At 65.8% G+C, this 15,971-nt stretch carries 14 protein-coding genes and 2 pseudogenes; 9 read left to right on the top strand and 7 right to left on the bottom strand.

The window, feature by feature from the left end; translation table 11 throughout:
• Positions 1-127: 127 nt before the first annotated feature.
• From ACNANG_RS18770 to ACNANG_RS18760, 3 genes are read left to right on the top strand one after another with little or no spacing between them, the layout of a single operon-like run.
• Entirely contained in the window at positions 128-595 is a 468-nt protein-coding gene (locus tag ACNANG_RS18770) for a CreA family protein (RefSeq protein ID WP_420224281.1), read from the top strand.
• A 9-nt stretch (positions 596-604) separates the two neighbouring features.
• Positions 605-1,897: a DUF445 domain-containing protein gene (locus tag ACNANG_RS18765; RefSeq protein ID WP_420224280.1), complete on the top strand. Its 1,293-nt coding sequence runs from the start codon at positions 605-607 to the stop codon at positions 1,895-1,897.
• 33 nt (positions 1,898-1,930) lie between these two features.
• A complete protein-coding gene (locus ACNANG_RS18760; protein WP_420224279.1) occupies positions 1,931-2,641 on the top strand; it encodes a glutathione S-transferase in 711 nt (236 codons plus the stop codon).
• A gap of 17 nt (positions 2,642-2,658) precedes the next feature.
• Here ACNANG_RS18760 and ACNANG_RS18755 read toward each other — a convergent pair whose 3' ends face one another.
• Entirely contained in the window at positions 2,659-3,960 is a 1,302-nt protein-coding gene (locus tag ACNANG_RS18755) for a sulfatase (protein ID WP_420224278.1), read from the bottom strand.
• Between the two features lie 11 nt (positions 3,961-3,971).
• Positions 3,972-4,946 carry a Bug family tripartite tricarboxylate transporter substrate binding protein gene (locus ACNANG_RS18750; RefSeq protein ID WP_420224277.1) on the bottom strand — a complete coding sequence of 325 codons (975 nt, stop codon included), beginning with the start codon at positions 4,944-4,946 and terminating at the stop codon, positions 3,972-3,974.
• 127 nt (positions 4,947-5,073) lie between these two features.
• Here ACNANG_RS18750 and ACNANG_RS18745 point away from each other — a divergent pair, with 127 nt between their 5' ends.
• Positions 5,074-5,994: a LysR substrate-binding domain-containing protein gene (locus tag ACNANG_RS18745; RefSeq protein ID WP_420224276.1), complete on the top strand. Its 921-nt coding sequence runs from the start codon at positions 5,074-5,076 to the stop codon at positions 5,992-5,994.
• A gap of 31 nt (positions 5,995-6,025) precedes the next feature.
• Here ACNANG_RS18745 and ACNANG_RS18740 read toward each other — a convergent pair whose 3' ends face one another.
• A complete protein-coding gene (locus tag ACNANG_RS18740) occupies positions 6,026-6,730 on the bottom strand; it encodes an ROK family protein (RefSeq protein WP_420224275.1) in 705 nt (234 codons plus the stop codon).
• A gap of 159 nt (positions 6,731-6,889) precedes the next feature.
• Here ACNANG_RS18740 and ACNANG_RS18735 point away from each other — a divergent pair, with 159 nt between their 5' ends.
• Complete coding sequence (locus tag ACNANG_RS18735; protein ID WP_420224274.1) at positions 6,890-7,306, top strand: glutathione S-transferase N-terminal domain-containing protein; 417 nt, start codon at positions 6,890-6,892, stop codon at positions 7,304-7,306.
• 85 nt (positions 7,307-7,391) lie between these two features.
• Positions 7,392-7,520: a hypothetical protein gene (locus tag ACNANG_RS18730; protein WP_420224273.1), complete on the top strand. Its 129-nt coding sequence runs from the start codon at positions 7,392-7,394 to the stop codon at positions 7,518-7,520.
• Between the two features lie 74 nt (positions 7,521-7,594).
• On the opposite strand, the gene ACNANG_RS18725 is transcribed toward ACNANG_RS18730, so the two are convergent.
• The 4 genes from ACNANG_RS18725 to ACNANG_RS18710 are packed head-to-tail and all read right to left on the bottom strand — an operon-like array spanning position 7,595 to position 11,187.
• A complete protein-coding gene (locus ACNANG_RS18725) occupies positions 7,595-8,380 on the bottom strand; it encodes a GntR family transcriptional regulator (RefSeq protein ID WP_420224272.1) in 786 nt (261 codons plus the stop codon).
• 4 nt (positions 8,381-8,384) lie between these two features.
• Positions 8,385-9,764: an amidase family protein gene (locus ACNANG_RS18720; protein WP_420224271.1), complete on the bottom strand. Its 1,380-nt coding sequence runs from the start codon at positions 9,762-9,764 to the stop codon at positions 8,385-8,387.
• Positions 9,761-10,750, bottom strand: a complete 990-nt coding sequence (locus tag ACNANG_RS18715; RefSeq protein WP_420224270.1) for a polysaccharide deacetylase family protein — start codon at positions 10,748-10,750, stop codon at positions 9,761-9,763. The genes ACNANG_RS18720 and ACNANG_RS18715 overlap by 4 nt, the downstream gene beginning before the upstream one ends.
• A complete protein-coding gene (locus ACNANG_RS18710; RefSeq protein ID WP_420224269.1) occupies positions 10,747-11,187 on the bottom strand; it encodes a nuclear transport factor 2 family protein in 441 nt (146 codons plus the stop codon). The genes ACNANG_RS18715 and ACNANG_RS18710 overlap by 4 nt, the downstream gene beginning before the upstream one ends.
• Before the next feature lie 206 nt (positions 11,188-11,393).
• Between ACNANG_RS18710 and ACNANG_RS18705 the strand changes: the two genes are divergently transcribed.
• The 3 genes and pseudogenes from ACNANG_RS18705 (at position 11,394) to ACNANG_RS18695 (ending at position 15,964) form a co-directional block, all read left to right on the top strand.
• Positions 11,394-12,578 (top strand): ABC transporter substrate-binding protein, encoded by a 1,185-nt coding sequence (locus tag ACNANG_RS18705; protein ID WP_420224268.1) that lies wholly within the window; start codon positions 11,394-11,396, stop codon positions 12,576-12,578.
• Positions 12,579-12,595: 17 nt separating this feature from the next.
• Positions 12,596-13,470: pseudogene (locus tag ACNANG_RS18700) on the top strand (branched-chain amino acid ABC transporter permease).
• Positions 13,467-15,964: pseudogene (locus tag ACNANG_RS18695) on the top strand (ATP-binding cassette domain-containing protein). Before ACNANG_RS18700 ends, ACNANG_RS18695 begins: the two co-directional pseudogenes overlap by 4 nt.
• Positions 15,965-15,971: the final 7 nt, after the last annotated feature.

The following is a 15,971-nucleotide window of genomic DNA, read 5'->3' as shown; positions in this document are numbered from 1 at the left end:
GGCCATTCGCCACGTGCCATAACCGCTTGCATAACTTTGTAGCAGTTCGTGTCGCGTCCCTGGCCCGGCTGTGCTTTGATGCAGGTTGGCCCGTGCATTCGCAGCGGCCGCTTTACCGGATACCTGTATGAAACGTCACCTGCTCCTTCTTTTTGCGCTGACCCTGGCGGGCGCTGCCCACGCAGACACGGTGGGCGAGGTCGACACCGTCTTCAAGTTCATCGGTCCGGATCACAAAATTGTGGTCGAAGCCTATGACGATCCCAAGGTGCAAGGCGTGACCTGCTACGTATCGCGCGCCAAGACGGGCGGCGTGAAGGGCGCGCTGGGCCTGGCCGAAGACAAGGCCGAAGCGTCCATCGCCTGCCGTCAGGTCGGCCCGATCGCCTTTCGGGGCACATTGCCAAAACAGGAAGAGGTGTTCAACGAACGCCTGTCCATCCTGTTCAAGAAGCTGCGGGTGGTGCGCATGGTCGACGCGCCGCGAAGCACGCTGGTCTATCTGACGTATTCCGACCGGGTTATCGAAGGGTCGCCGCAGAACGGGGTGACCGCCGTGCCGGTGGACCGCGCGACGCCCATCCCGGTGAAGTAAGCATTGCCCGTGCAGCCCGCCGACACCGCACCGCTTTCGCCATCCGCTGCCGACACCCTCAAGCGCCAGCAGTTGCGCCGCATGCAGTGGATCGCCACCGGCATGTTCTTCGTGGTCACCGCCATCTATGCGGCGGCAACGGTGCTCGACACGATGCATCCGGCATGGAGCTACGTCGCTGCCTTTGCCGAAGCGGCCATGGTTGGAGCGATCGCGGACTGGTTCGCGGTGACGGCGCTGTTCCGCCATCCGCTGGGCCTGCGCTTCATTCCCCATACCGCCATCATTCCCCGCAACAAGGCGCGCATTGCCGACAACCTTGGCGCGTTCGTGCAAGGCGAATTCTTTGCGCACGAGCGCATTGCGGCCATGGTGCAATCGCTGGACCCCGCCAGCCGCCTGGCCACGTGGCTGGCCGCGCCAGCCAATGCCAGCGTGCTGGCCGATACCGTGCGCCAGGCGTTGCTGCTGGCGCTGAAAGCCCTGGACGACCGCGCGGTGCGGCAATTCCTGGACCGCAACCTGTCCAACCTGTTCCGCGAACTCGACCTGTCAGCGCTCAGCGGCAAGGTGCTGCAGGCCCTGACGCACGAAGGCCGGCATCAGGCCATTCTCGATCAACTGCTGAAGAGCCTGAACCAGTTCATCAGCCAGCCCGACATCAAGGAAAGCCTGGTGGACCAGCTGGCGACCAAGGTGCCGCTCTATTTCGACAAGATCAAGGCCTCCACGGCGCGGTATCTGCTGGAACGCGCGCTGGACTCGGTACGCGAACTGCTGGCCGCGGTGGACGAGAACCCCGAACATCCGCTGCGCATCCGGTTCGACGCGTCGATCGCCAGCTTCGCAACGCGGCTGGAGGACGACCCGGAACTGAAGGCGACCATCCGTCAGTACCAGGAGCAGATGGCTGCCAATCCGGCGCTGCGCCGCTACGTCGAAGGCCTGTGGACGGATTTCAAGGCCTGGATCGAACGGGATCTGGCCGCTGAACAGTCGCGTCTGCATGGCCGCGTGACGGCGGTCCTGGTCCATGCGGGCGCCACCCTGTCCGCCGACGCGGCCATGCGCAACTGGATCAACACGCAGCTGATGGCCCGGGTGCCGGGCGTACTCGACCGGTTGCGGCCACGGATCGGCGCGCTGATCTCGGACAAGGTCAAGGAATGGAAAGACGAAGAGGTGGTCGACAAGGTCGAACTGAACATCGGCAAGGATCTGCAGTACATCCGCATCAATGGAACCGTGGTGGGCGGGCTGGTGGGGCTCGTCATCCATGCCATCACGCTGTGGCTGCGCTGATGTTCCCTGCCATCATCCGACAAGGAGGACGCAATGGACTATGAACTCTGGTATTGGGACGGCATTCCGGGCCGCGGCGAATTCGTGCGGCTGGCGCTGGAAGGCGCGGGCATTCCGTACGTGGAACGGGCAAGAGGCCCCGACGTGGACGAGAACGCCCTGGTCGATGACATGGCGCGCGACCGGCCGCATCCGCCCTTCGCGCCACCCTATCTGGTCGCGGGCCAGCTCACCATCGCGCAGACCGCCAACATCCTGCTGTTCCTGGGTGAAAAACACGGGCTGGCGCCGACCGATACGGCCGGCAAGCTGTGGGTGAACCAGCTGCAGCTGACCATTGCGGATATGGTTGCCGAAGTCCACGATGTGCACCACCCCATCGACTCGTCGATGTACTACGAAGACCAGCAGCCCGAAGCCAAACGCAAGGCCTATAGTTTCCGCCGCAACCGCATTCCCAAGTACCTGGACTACTTCGAACGCGTGCTCGACACGCAAGGCGACTGGCTTGCCGGCGGCGCCGACTGGACCTATGCGGACCTGTCGCTGTTCATTCTGGTGGATGGCCTGAAGTTCGCGTTTCCAAAACGCATGGCGCAGGTGGCCAAGAATCACCCCCGCGTGATGGCCCTGCACCGCAAGGTGGCGGAACTGGATGCGTTGCAGGACTACTTCAAGAGCGACCGCCGCCTGCCCTACGGCGACGGCATCTTTCGCCACTATCCCGAACTGGACGACGCGTAAGCCGGGCGGCGCGGGCGTTAGCGCGCCGGCATGTCCTTCTCGGTGTAGACCAGTTCGCTGCGCGCATCCGCAGGAATCGGACCGAAGGTGCCGGCCCATGCCGCGGCCTGCGCCTGCATGGCCGCCAGCCGTGCCGGCTCGCGCTGCGCCAGGTTCGCCCGCTCGCGTTCGTCCACCGACAGGTCGAACAGATAGCGGTTGCCGTCCACTTCCAGGTACTTCCAGTCGCCATCGCGCACGGCCTGTTGCGACCGGTAGTTCATGCGCCAGTACATGGGCCGCTTGAACACCTGGTCCGGCCGCCGCAGTACGGGCAGCATGGACACGCCATCCAGCGGATAGTCAGGATGCGGCGCCACCCCTGCGATGTCCAGGAGGGTTGCCGTCCAGTCCATCGTCATGCAATGCTGCGTGCAGACTTCGCCCTGCGGCAATTTGCCTGCCCACTGCACGATATAGGGCACGCGGATCCCGCCTTCGGTCAGATCCATCTTGCCGCCTACCAGCGGCCACGTGTCTGAAAAGCGCTCGCCCCCGTTGTCGCTGGTGAAGATGACCACGGTGTCTTCGGCCAGGCCCAGATCATCCAGCGCCTGCAGCACGCGGCCGCAACCTTCGTCCAGCGCCTTGATCATTTCGCCGTACACCTGCACCGATCCGCCATCCAGATGCCGAATGTCGGTATCGACGTGGGCGTTCGGTCCGCCCTGTGCGCGCGGCTCCCACGGCCAATGCGGCGCGGTGTAATGCAGGCTGAGCAGGAAGGGCTTGCGATCCCCGGCGCGGGTGGCCAGATAGTCGACGGCTTCGTCGGTCAGCAGATCGGTCAGGTAGTGACCGTCGTAGTGCGCCGGCTCGCCGTTCTTGACGAGGTCATGCTTGCCCATCCGGTCCACGTGGCTGAAATAGCTGACCCCGCCCGAGAGCGGACCGATGTGGTAGTCGTAACCGCTTTTCTGCGGACCGAAATGCGGCGGGTAGCCCAGGTGCCATTTGCCGATCAGCGCCGTGTGATAGCCCCGGTCGCGCAGCAAGGACGGCAGGGTGGGATGGCCGGGTGGCATGCCGATCTCGGTGCTGCCGCGAAAGCGCCCCGTCATGGGTTCTTCGGCCGCGCCGCGCAGCCGGTACTGGTAGCGCCCGGTGATCAGGCCGAAGCGCGTGGGCGAACATACCGGCGAGTTGGAATAGCCCTGCGTGAAGCGCACGCCGCGCGCGGCCATCCGGTCCAGGTTGGGCGACACCGGCTTGCGGCCGCCATAACAGCCCAGGTCCGCGTAGCCAAGGTCGTCGGCCAGGATGAAAATGAAGTTGGTCATGCTGTTCCGTTTCAGTCCACCGACATGCCGCTGGACTTGATGATCTTCAGGTATCGGTCGCGCGTGGCCGCCAGCTCGCGGGTGGCCGCGTCGCCGCGCAGGTTCATGGGGCTGATGTCCATGGTGCGCAGCCGCTCTTGAATGTCGGGGGCGGCAAGCGCCGTGGTGATCGCGCCTTCGAGTTTATCGATGATGGCCTGCGGAGTGCCGCTTGGCGCCATGACCGAATAGATCACGTCCTGCCGCACGTCCGGGAAGCCCAGTTCGGCCGTGGTCGGCACGTTGGGCAATAACGGCGACCGCGCGCGCCCTGTGACTGCCAGCGGCGTGACTGTGCCAGCCTGCACCTGCTGGATAAGACCCGACGCAGCCAGCGCCGCGGCCTGTACCTCGCCCGACACCAGCGCCAGCACCGCCGGCGCGTTGCCGCGATAGGGCACGTGCGTGATCTTCAGGCCGGTTGCCTGCGCCAGCATCGCCCCGCTCAGGTGCCCGGGCGAACCATTGCCAGCCGAGCTGAAACTGACGGGATCGGCGCGGCCCTTGGCCACCAGGTCCTTGAGCGTGCTTACCTGCACCTTCGGGCTGACCGCGATCAGCATGTTCGATGATCCGAACAAGGTGACAGGCTTGAGCTGGTCCAGCCTGAAGCCCAGGTTGGGATACAGCCCCGGGTTCACGGTAAAGGTCGAATCCAGGCCGACCAGCAGCGTGTAACCGTCGGGCGCCGCGGTGGCCACCGACGCAGCGCCGATATTGCCGCCGCTGCCCGTCTTGTTTTCCACCACGAAAGGTTGCTTGAACTGCCCCGCCAGCTTTTCGCCAATCAGGCGCGCCATGATGTCCAGCGGCCCGCCCGCCGTGAAGTTGACAACGAGCTTGACGGGCTTGTCGGGATACTCGGCCCGCGCCGGCGCGCTTGCGCCCAGGGCGCACGCCAGGGCGACCGACGTGGCGGCCAGAAATCGCGACGGGTGTTGAAGCATGGCAAACTCTCCTCCGATAGGCGTGACTTGCAGGGCGAACGCCTGCCTCACTGCGCGTCGATCATAGGGGCACGCGCCCGACTACAGGTTGACGGTTACGCCAGACAATTGAGCGATAGGAAATCTTTTGAGGTTCTTCGACCCCCGCCTGCGGCTGCGCCATCTGCAATGCCTCATCGCGCTGGCCAGCCATCGCAGTGTGCTGAAAGCCGCCGACGCCCTGTCGTTGACGCCGTCGGCCGTGTCCAAATCGCTGTCGGAACTGGAAGACATCACGGGCGAAATCCTGTTCCTGCGCTACCGCAAGGGACTGGAATTGACCGTAGCAGGCCATACCCTGCTGCGCCACGCCGCCCAGGCCATGGGCATGCTGCAGGACGGATTCGATCAACTGGGGTCCGGCGCCAAAGCGCCGGAACACCTGCGCATCGGCGTGCTGCCCACCGCCGAAACCGCGCTGGTGCCCCTGGCGATCATCGACCTGCAGGCGCGCTACCCCGACGTACTGGTCACGGCCTACAACGGCGCCAACCCGGAACTGTTGATGCGCCTGCGCCTGGGTGAACTGGATCTGGTGCTGGGACGTATCGCCGAGCCCAGCCAGATGGTGGGCATCGCGTTTGAACACCTGTATTCGGAACCCATGGTGCTGGTGGCGCGGGCGGGCCATCCGCTGCTGGCCTTGAAGGATGTCGCCCCCGCCGACCTGGCGGCCTACCCGATGGTGTTGCCGACGCCGGGCACCTTCATCCGCGCCGCCGCCGACACCTTCTTTACCAGCAATGGCATTGCGCCATCGGCGCGTTGCACCGAGACGCTGTCATCGAGCGTGGCCGGCGCGCTGATGCGCGAAAGCGATGCCGTATGGTTCAGCCCCGAAGGTATCGTCGCGCACGACGTGTCCAGCGGACGGGCTGCGGTCCTGCGCATCGACACCCGCGGCACCACGGCATCGGTGGGACTGTCCACCATGGGCGCGACGCCGCCCGGTCCGGCCGTGCAGGCCTTCATGGACATCGTGCGGCAACGCGCGGCGGGCAAGTCCTAGGCGCGGAGCCGGTCAGGCCCCAGGGCGCGAATCAGGTCCGCTTCGTCCACAGGGCCGCCCCGCCCCGGATGCCCGCATCGTTGGACCCGACCTTGACGTTGTCGGGCAATTCGATCGTCAGCTCGCGCGCATTGCCGCCGCCGATATGAATGCGATCCGCATGCAGCAGCGTGTGCAGAATAGGCAGCACACGCGCCATGCGCGTGTTCCAGCGACGCTTGCCGATCCGTTCGAACGCCGCATTGCCCACGTACTGATCGTAGGTGCGATCCTTGTGCACGGGATGATGGCCCAGTTCCATGTGCGGCATCAGTTCTCCATCCCGGAACAGCGCGCTGCCGAACCCCGTGCCCAAGGTGATCACCAGCTCGACGCCCTTGCCTTCGATCAGCCCGAACCCCTGCATGTCGGCATCGTTCAGCAAACGGGCCGGATGGCCGCCCAGGCGTTCGGACAAGGTGTCGGCCAGCGGAAATCCATACCAGATGTCCTTGCCGAGATTCGCGGCGGTCAGCACCTTGCCGTCGCGCACCACGCCCGGAAAGCCGATGGAGATGCGGTCATACGCCGGCAAGTCCTTGACCAGATCCACGATCGCCTCGACCACCACTTTGGGCTTGGCCGGCTTGGGGGTATCGATGCGCACGCGCCCGGTCTGCATGACGCCCGCTTCGTCGATCACGTCGGCCTTGATGCCGCTGCCGCCAATGTCGATAGCCAGAATTCCGGGCTTCATCGTGTCTCCTGCCTGCATGTGGTTGAGCAGGGAGTGTGACATGCAGGCTGGTTGACGAGCGCAACGAGCTGTAAAACCCTTCTGGGGAATCGACGGCGATCGGTCGCGGCGGCGCGACGCGCTACAGTGGCTGCAACACCTTCTTCAGGAGTCATGCCCGTGATCACCCTTTACACCTGGACCACCCCCAATGGCCGCAAGCCGTCCATCATGCTTGAAGAGCTGGGCTGGAAGTACGAGGTCAAGCCCGTCAACATCGGCAAGAACGAGCAGTTCAGCGATGAATTCCTGGCCATTGCGCCCAACAACAAGATCCCGGCCATCGTCGACCATGATGCCGAAGGCGGCCCGTTGTCGATCTTTGAAAGCGGCGCGATCCTGACCTATCTTGCCGAAAAAGCGGCCAGTTCCTGCCGGCCTCCGGCCCTGGCCGCTACAAGGTGCTCGAATGGCTGCACTGGCAGATCGGCGGCCTTGGCCCGATGCTGGGCCAGCTCGGATACTTCGGCGTGCGCGCGGAAGAAAAGACCCCGGCCGCCATCGAACGTTTCACCGAAGAATCGGATCGCCTGCTGACCGTCATGGACAAACAGTTGCAGCGCCATCCGTATCTGGCGGGGAAGAATATTCGATCGCGGACATCTCGTGCTATGCCTGGACCGTGGCGGCCACGACCTTTCTTGGCAAGGTGCTGGGAGAACGGCTGGACAACAAGGAAGCGTTGCACCGCTGGCTGGAAACCCTGGGCGACCGCCCTGCCGTGCAGCGGGGGATGAAGATTCCCGGGTGATCGCCAGGACCGCCCCATCCATGACATCGTGACGACTCCGCCGCCATGTCATGGATGCCGGTCAGCTTTCCACGTCACTCCATGCCCAGCATATGCGCCAGGCTCTTGCCCGGCTTTTCGGCGATCAGGTTGATGCGGTCTTCCAGCACCCGCAAATGGGCTTCCATTGCCCGGACCGCACCATCGGCATCGCGCGCGGCAATGCAGTCGACCACCGCCTGATGCTCGTCGTGTTCACATGACGCGTTGCCTGGCGGCTCGAACAGCGCCACCACCAACGAACAGCGCGACACCAGTTCCCCCAGATACCGCTGCAGGATCGTGTTGCGCGACAGCTCCGCCAGCCGCAGATGGAAGCTGCTGGCCAACCGCGCCCAGTCGGTCTGCTTGTACCGGTGCATGGCATGGTGTTCTTCTTTCAGCTGCCGGCGCAGCGCGGTCAGGTCGGCCTTGGTGGCGTGCTCGACCACCAGGGGCATGATGGCCGCTTCAAGCGCGCGGCGGGCTTCAAACAGCTTGCCCACTTCTTCACGTGACGGCATGGCCACGATGGCGCCCCGATTGGGACGCAATTCGACGATGTGGTCGTGCGCCAGCTTTTGCAGCACCTTCTGCACCAGCGTGCGGCCCACGCCGAACAACTCGCACAGCGCCGCTTCGGGCAACTTGGTGCCCGGGGTCAGCCGCTGGCTCATCACACTGTCGACCACCGCCTGATAGATGCGGGTTTCGATGGCGTCGCCAGTGTCGGCATGGGCCATCCCCAGCGACTCGTCATTGTCGGCAGGCCGGGCCGGTCCGACGGTCGGGCGCACCCTGGGGCGGCCGCGCGGCCGGGAAGCGGAGGGAAGAGAAGACATCCTCTTATTTTGCCACCACGGCCGGTCCGGCGCCTGACGAAAGGTTGACATCCGCAACCATTCCCGCCGCGTCGATGTCGCCGCCGCCATCGGTACCCAGGCATCCCAACTGCCGTCCCAGGCGCACCGCGATGCGGATCAGCGCCATGTCGCTGCCCTTGGGTCCCAGCAACGACACGCCGACCGGCAGGCCCCCTTCTCCGATGAACGGCAGGTTGACCTGGGGCAGTCCGGACAGTCCCGCAATGCAGGTGATACGGAAGGTGCGCGTCCGGACCGTGTCGACGACATCGGGCGCGGCATCGCGCAACAGCGCCACGCTGGACGCAGACGGCAGCACCGCGATGCCATCCTGCCCGAGCAGCGCGTTCATGTGGTCCACGATGGCAGCCTTGCGGGCAAACGCGGCGTCGGCAGCGGCGCGCGTGACCGTGCTGGCAAACTTCCATCGCGAGGCGATCGCGTCACCGAATACCGGCTGGGCCGAGGTGATCCACTCGCCTTGCGCCTGCCAGGCATCGAACGCCGATGCCGTTACGTAGGTCATGCGCCAGGACTCCAGGCCCCCGCCGGCCAGATCGGTGACGGCGTCGGTCACGGGACTCGTCGGTCCGGGAACCGACTCGCCGCTGCCGCGGGGCCCATCGGCGACCCGCACATCCTGCACCTCGGCCGCCGTCCCGGCCTGCCCGAGCAGGGCGGCCAATGCGTCGGTCACGCGCGCCAGGGGCTCGGCAAATACCGCGTCCGCCTCGTCGCACGCGTCGGCCAGCCGCAGCACACGATGAAAGGCCAGCGGCGCGGCGGGCATCAACACCTCGGCCACCCGCTCGAATACGCCGGCGCGTGCCGCCAGCCAGGTCGCGGTGTCGAACGCAGGCGCCATCGGCACCAGGCCGGCCGCCGGCAGGGCGCCCTGCGACGTGCGCAGGCCCCACAGTCCGCAGTAACTGGCGGGTACACGCGTCGACCCGCCAGTGTCGGTGCCCAGCGCCAGGTCCACCAGGCCCGCCGCCACCGCCGCGGCCGATCCACTCGACGATCCGCCAGGCACGCGATCCGGCGCCCGCGCATTGATGGGCGTGCCGTAATGCGCGTTGTCGCCGGCAATGCTGTAGGCCAGTTCGTCGGTCAAGGTCTTGCCAACCAGGGTAGCGCCCGCATCCAGCAGCGTCTGCACGACCGGGCTGGTAACCATCGCGGCCTGATGCGTGGCAAGCCAGGTGGGGTTGCCCGCGCCGGTCACGTGGCCAGCCACGTCGTACAGGTCCTTCGCGGCAAAGCGCAGCCCGGCCAGCGGGCCTTGCGCCGCGCCATGGATCACGAAGCGGCCGTGCGGCACCCAGGCGCCCACGGTGTCGTGAACAGGAAAATCGTCGGTCATGGCCGGGCTCCATTCAATGCGGATTCTTTGAGAAGGGGCGATGCTGCGGGCATCACTGCGTCGACGTGGTCGCAGATGGCGCCGGGCGTCGTGAACCAGATCTCGCCGCGGTCCCGGGCGCGAGCCAGGTGTTCCAGCGCACGGCGCAAGTGCCGCAAGCGATAGGGCTGGCCCACCAGGTAGGGATGCAGGGCGATCCCCATCACCAGCGATTCGCGGCGCGACTGATGCAGCATCTCGTCGAAGTTGTCGACGATCATGCCGGCAAAATCTTTGGCGTCCATCTGGCGCGCAATGATCATCGGAATGTCGTTCAATTCCTGCGGGTAGGGAATGGCCCACAGCGGCTGCCCGCCCCGCGTGCGCATGCGGGTCGGCTGATCGTCGTGGCACCAGTTCAGCGTATAGCGGTAGCCCGTCTCCGCCAGCAGGTCGGGCGTCACGGCCGATTCCGCAATCCAGGGCGACAGCCACCCGGCCGGCGCGCCGGCGCCGCTGGCGGCGATGCGATCGCGGCAGTGCCGCAGCAACGCGCGTTCGTCTGCCTCGGCCATCGCACCCTGGTGAACCGAGTTGGTGTGGCCGTGGCCGATCAGTTCGTCACCCCGCGCGACGCAGGCAGCGATCACGTCGGGGCAATGGTCGAAAATCGCGGTGTTTGCGATCACGCCCGACGGCAACCCCAGGTCATCGAACAGTTCCAGGCAGCGCCACACGCCTACCCGGTTGCCATACTCGCGCCAGGAGTAATTGAGCACGTCGGGCTCGCCCAGGGCCGGACCGATCCGCGCGCCCATGCCTTCACCGAATGCGAAGTGTTCGATGTTGAAGCCCAGGTAGACCGCCAGGCGCGCGCCATTGGGCCACCGGTAGTCCGCGCGCTGATGGATGGGCGAATAGTCGAAGCGGTCATGCACGGCCAGCGGGCCGTGGGCGGGCGCGGCCCGTGTCGCGCGGGTATCCGGAAACGCGGTCGATGCCGTCATAGCGCCGCCAACCCCGCGCGGACCAGCAGCCATTCGGCGCTGTCGTTCCAGACATCCATCTGCGCGATCAGGCCATCGCGGATCACGTAGCGGTCCACATACCGGTTGCCTTCGAACGGCGTGCCATCCAGCCATTCGCCATACAGCGTGCCGCGGTTGTAGACCACCGCATGGCTGTCGCTGGCGCCCGCCACGACCTCCGTCGCCTCGAAGCGTTTCCTGACCCACTTGTAGCGGCTGGCATTGAAAGCCGCGCATTCGGCGGGGTCGCGCATGGCGCGGCCGCCGGTGAACCGGATCGCCAGTTCGGGCGCGACGAATCGCCGCGCGCCCTCGGGATCCGGCTTCATGAGGATGGTCAGGTAAGCGTCGACCAAGGCCGCCGGGTCGGTCGCCAACCCTGTGCTCGCGGGTGTCGATGATGGTGCGCCATGCATGCTTTTCTCCTTTTTCCGCACCGTAACCGTGCAGTTATTGGTGAGGATCAGTTTATTTGATTGTCGGCAAAAAATTTGATTTCTTGCTGGCAAAAAATGGCTTTCCAACGGGGCGGACACACCGCCACGCGCCGGACTTGGCACAGCCTTTGCATAAGGCATGCCAGCACTTTCCGAACACCCACTCACCTCATTGAGGACACACCATGACTCAGCTTTCGCGCCGCACCCTGCTTTCCGTTGCCGTCGCCCTGGTCGGCATCGGCGCCTCCTCCGGCGCGTTTGCCGCCGACCCGATCAAGATCGGCCTGGTCACTGCCCTGTCGGGTCAATCGGCACTGGCCGGCGAAGCGCTGACGCGCGGCATGCAGGTCGCGATCGACGAGATCAATGCCAAGGGCGGACTGCTGGGTGGCCGCAAGCTGACGCTGGTGCGCCGCGACGATGAAGGCAACCCCGCGAAGGGCGTGGTGGCTGCGCGCGAACTGATCTTCAAGGAAAAGGTGGCGGTCATTTTCGGCGGACTGGACACGCCGGTGTCGATGGCCATCGTGCCGCTCGCCAACCAGAGCAAGGTGCCCTTCATGGGACCGTGGGCGGCCGGCACCGCCATCACGCAGAACGGCGCGAATCCAAACTACGCATTCCGCGTATCGGCGGTGGACGAGACCGTGGACAAAGGCATGGTCGACTACGCCCAGAAAACCTTCAAGACTTCGAAGTTCGGTCTGGTCATGATCAACAACCCCTGGGGCGAATCGAATGAAAAGGGCCTGATCGCCGCGCTGGCCGCCAAGGGCATGAAGCCGGTCGGCAGCGAAAAATTCGAAGGCAGCGATGTGGACCTGGTGCCCCAGCTCACGCGCCTGAAGGCGGCGGGCGCCGACACCCTGTTCCTGGTCGGCAACGTCGGGCCTTCGGCGCAGATGGTCAAGTCACTGGACCGCATGGGCTGGAAAGTGCCGGTCGTTTCGCACTGGGGTCCCGCCGGTGGCCGCTTTACCGAACTGGCCGGTCCCAACGGCAAGATCGTCCACTTCGTGCAGACGTACAGCTTCTTCGGCAAGCAATCGCCGGTCGGTGAAAAAGTCATCAGCGCACTGAAGGCCAAGTATTCCGACATCAAGGGTCCGAACGACATCAGCCCGGCTGTGGGCGTGGCCAATGCCTACGACGCCATGCAATTGACCGCGCTGGCGATCGCGCAAGCCAACTCCACCGACGGTGACGCCATCCGCCAGGGCTATTACAAGATCGCGAGCTACGACGGCCTGATCAAGTCCTACAAGCAGCCCTTCTCCGTCACGCAGCATGACGCGCTGACCGAGAACGACTACGTGTGGGCGCAGTTCATCGACAACCGCATCCTGCCCGTCGGCATGGCCAACTGACGCGGCGCGGAGACGTCATGCTGCTATCGGCACTTATCAGCGGGCTGGGCCTGGGAAGCATGTATGGCCTGATGGCCCTCGGCTTCTACATCACCTACGCCGTTTCGGGCACGGTCAATTTCGCGCAGGGCAGTTCGATGATGCTCGGCGCGGTGCTGTGCTTCTGTTTCGCCCAGACGCTGGGCTGGCCCATGCCGATGGCCATCATGACGGCGCTGCTGCTGTGCGCGGTGTATGGATTGCTGGTCGAGTTCATTGCCGTGCGGCCCTTTACCGCGCGCGGGTCCAACGCCTGGCTCATGTCGACGGTGGCCCTGGGCATCGTCCTCGACAACATCGTCATGCACACCTTCGGCAAGGAACCCCGCAGCCTGCCGTCCCCCTGGTTGGCTCGCCGCTGGACATTGGGGGCGTCAACTTCGGGGTCTATCCCCTGCAGTTGCTGATTCCGGTGCTGGGTCTGGCTCTGGCCGCGGCCCTGCACTTCATCGCGCGGCGTACGCGCTGGGGCACGGCCATGCTGGCCGTGGTCCAGAACCGTGACGCCGCCCGCCTCATGGGCATCCCGATCACCCGCGCCATCGCCATTGCCTTCGCGCTGTCCACCTTGTTCGCGGGTGTGGCCGGCGTACTCATCGCGCCGCTGTTCAACGTGAACTCCGACATGGGCACGCTGTTCGGCCTGAAGGCCTTTGCCGTCGCCATCCTGGGGGGCATCACCAGCGCCTGGGGAGTCATGTTCGCCGGGCTGCTGTTCGGCCTGGCCGAAGCGCTCATCACCGTCACGCTCGGGTCCGGCTACACGCAGATCATCACCTTCGCGCTGGTGATCGTGGTGCTGGCCGTCCGCCCCACTGGCCTCTTCGGCCGCGCCGAGGTGAAGAAAGTATGAACCGACTGTCCATTCTCCTTGCGCTGCTGGCCGCGGCGGGCGCGATCGCGCTGGCGCTCACGGTCAACAGCTATTACGTGTTCGTGCTCGCCAATGTGGCGCTGATTGCCATTGTCGGCATCGGGCTCAATGTGTTGCTGGGCCTGACCGGTCAGGTGTCGTTCGGCCACATCGGCTTCTATGCGATCGGCGCATATGCGGTCGCGATCCTGACCAGCCAGGCCGGCTGGAGCTTCTGGGCGGCCTGGCCCGTGGGCGCCCTGATCGCGGGTCTGCTCGGCGCCCTGCTCGCCTTGCCGGCCTTGCGGGTCAAAGGGCCTTACCTGGCCATGATCACCATTGCGTTCAGCTTCATCGTGCAGCACAGCGCGGTCGAAATGCGCGGTCTGACCGGCGGCCAGAACGGCATCATGAACATCGGCGCGCCTTCGTTCGGCGGCGTGATCGGCACCGAACAAGGCGTCGCCATCCTGGCCATCCTGTCGACGCTGGCGCTGCTGGGCGGGTATGCGCTCCTGTCGCGCGGCACGTGGGGCGCCGCCATGCGCGCCGTGAAGGACAGCGAGATCGCGGCCGAATCGATCGGCCTCAGCCCGCTGGTCGTCAAGACCGTGGCCTTCGCGGTATCCGCGCTGCTGGCCGGTCTGGCAGGCGGGCTCTTTGCGCCCCTGTCCGGCTTCGTCACGCCCGACACGTTCAGCTTCATGCAGTCGATCCTGTTCGTTCTGGTTGTCATCATCGGCGGGGCCGGATCGATCGCGGGTCCTGTCATCGGCGCGGCCATTGTCGGCGTGCTGCCCGAAGTCCTGTCCAGCCTGGAAGACTATCGCCTGTTGTTCTTTGGCGGCCTGTTGCTGCTGGTGTTGTGGATCGCGCCCGAGGGCGTGATGGGTCTGCTGCGCAAGCTGGCTGCCCGGGTCCGCGGCACGCCGTCGGCCATGCCACATGGGACGGCCTCCGGCACGGCGCCTGCCCCCGCATCCCCGATCGCGGCCCGTCCCCGCGGTGTCCTGCATGCCCGTGAGCTCGGCATGACCTTTGGCGGTGTGCGAGCCGTCAGTGGACTGAGCTTCGATGTGCCGGCTGGCGCGGTCACCAGCCTGATCGGCCCGAACGGCGCGGGCAAGACCACGGCTTTGAACATGCTCAGCGGCTTCTATCGCCCCACGGCTGGCGGCTTCGCCTTGGGCGACCGCAGCCTGCAGGCCACCGCCGCCTTCCGCATCGCGCGGCATGGCGTGGCCCGCACCTATCAGACCTCGCAACTGTTCGGCAGCCTGAGTGTCGAGGACAACGTGGCGCTTGCCATCAACCGGGGCGTGCTGGGAGGGCTGCTCGGCGCACGGCGATTCATATCTCCATCGGTGCGGGCGCGCAGCCGGCAGTTGCTGGACTACTGCGGCTATCGCGGGGCGCTGGACCGACCCGCCGCGGACCTGGCCCACGTCGATCGCCGTCTGGTCGAGATCGCCCGCGCACTGGCGACCGACCCGGACGTGCTGTTGCTGGACGAACCCGCGGCGGGCCTGTCGCGCGAAGACAAGGGGCGCCTGGCGAATCTGCTCCGCCAGATCGCCGGCGCCGGCCTGGGCGTGGTGGTGGTCGAACACGACATGGCGCTGGTCATGGCGATTTCCGATCAGATCGTGGTGCTCGACGCAGGCCAGCGGCTCGCGGTCGGCACGCCCGCGCAGATCCAGCAAGACCCGGCCGTGCGCCAGGCCTACCTGGGCGAATCGCTGGTCGCGGCCGATGCCGCCCCCAGGGCACGCGACACCCTGATCGGCCCCACCCTTCTGGGCGTGGACGATCTGGTTGCGGGCTACGGCGCCGAACCGGTGCTGCACGGCATCAGCCTGCAGGTCAAACGCGGCGAAATGGTGGCGCTGCTCGGCGCCAATGGCGCGGGCAAATCGACGCTGATGCGTACCCTGTCGGGCCTGCATCGTTCGGCATCGGGGGGCTGCATCTGGACGGGAACAGCCTGGAACAGAAGCCGGCCGAAGCCGTGGTGGGACTGGGCCTCGTGCTGGTGCCCGAAGGCCGGCAGGTCTTCAGTGAGCTGACGGTTCTGGACAATATCCGCCTGGGCGCCTTCCTGCATCCGGAGAACATCGACAACCGCGTGGAAGAGATGCTGACGCGCTTTCCGCGCCTGCGTGAACGGCTGCATCAACGCGCCGGCCTGCTGTCGGGCGGCGAGCAGCAGATGCTGGCGGTGGCGCGCGGGCTGATGTCCAAGCCGCGCATCTTGCTGCTGGATGAACCGTCGCTGGGCCTGGCGCCAAAGGTCATTGCCGAACTCTTTGCCGCGCTGGACCAGTTGCGGCAAGAGAACATGACCATCCTGCTGGTGGACCAGATGGCGGCGCTGGCCCTGGCCCTGGCCGACCGCGCGTACGTGATCGAGGGCGGACGGGTGGTTGCCCAGGGCACCGCCGCCGAGATTGCCGCGAACGACGATCTGGCCAAGGCCTATCTGGGCGGCCACTGAATCCCTT

The sequence above is a fragment of the Pigmentiphaga litoralis genome (assembly GCF_048632615.1).
Lineage (GTDB): Bacteria > Pseudomonadota > Gammaproteobacteria > Burkholderiales > Burkholderiaceae_B > Pigmentiphaga > Pigmentiphaga litoralis_B.
Note: the sequence above shows the minus strand (reverse complement) of the source record. Positions and strands in the feature narration are given on the sequence as shown.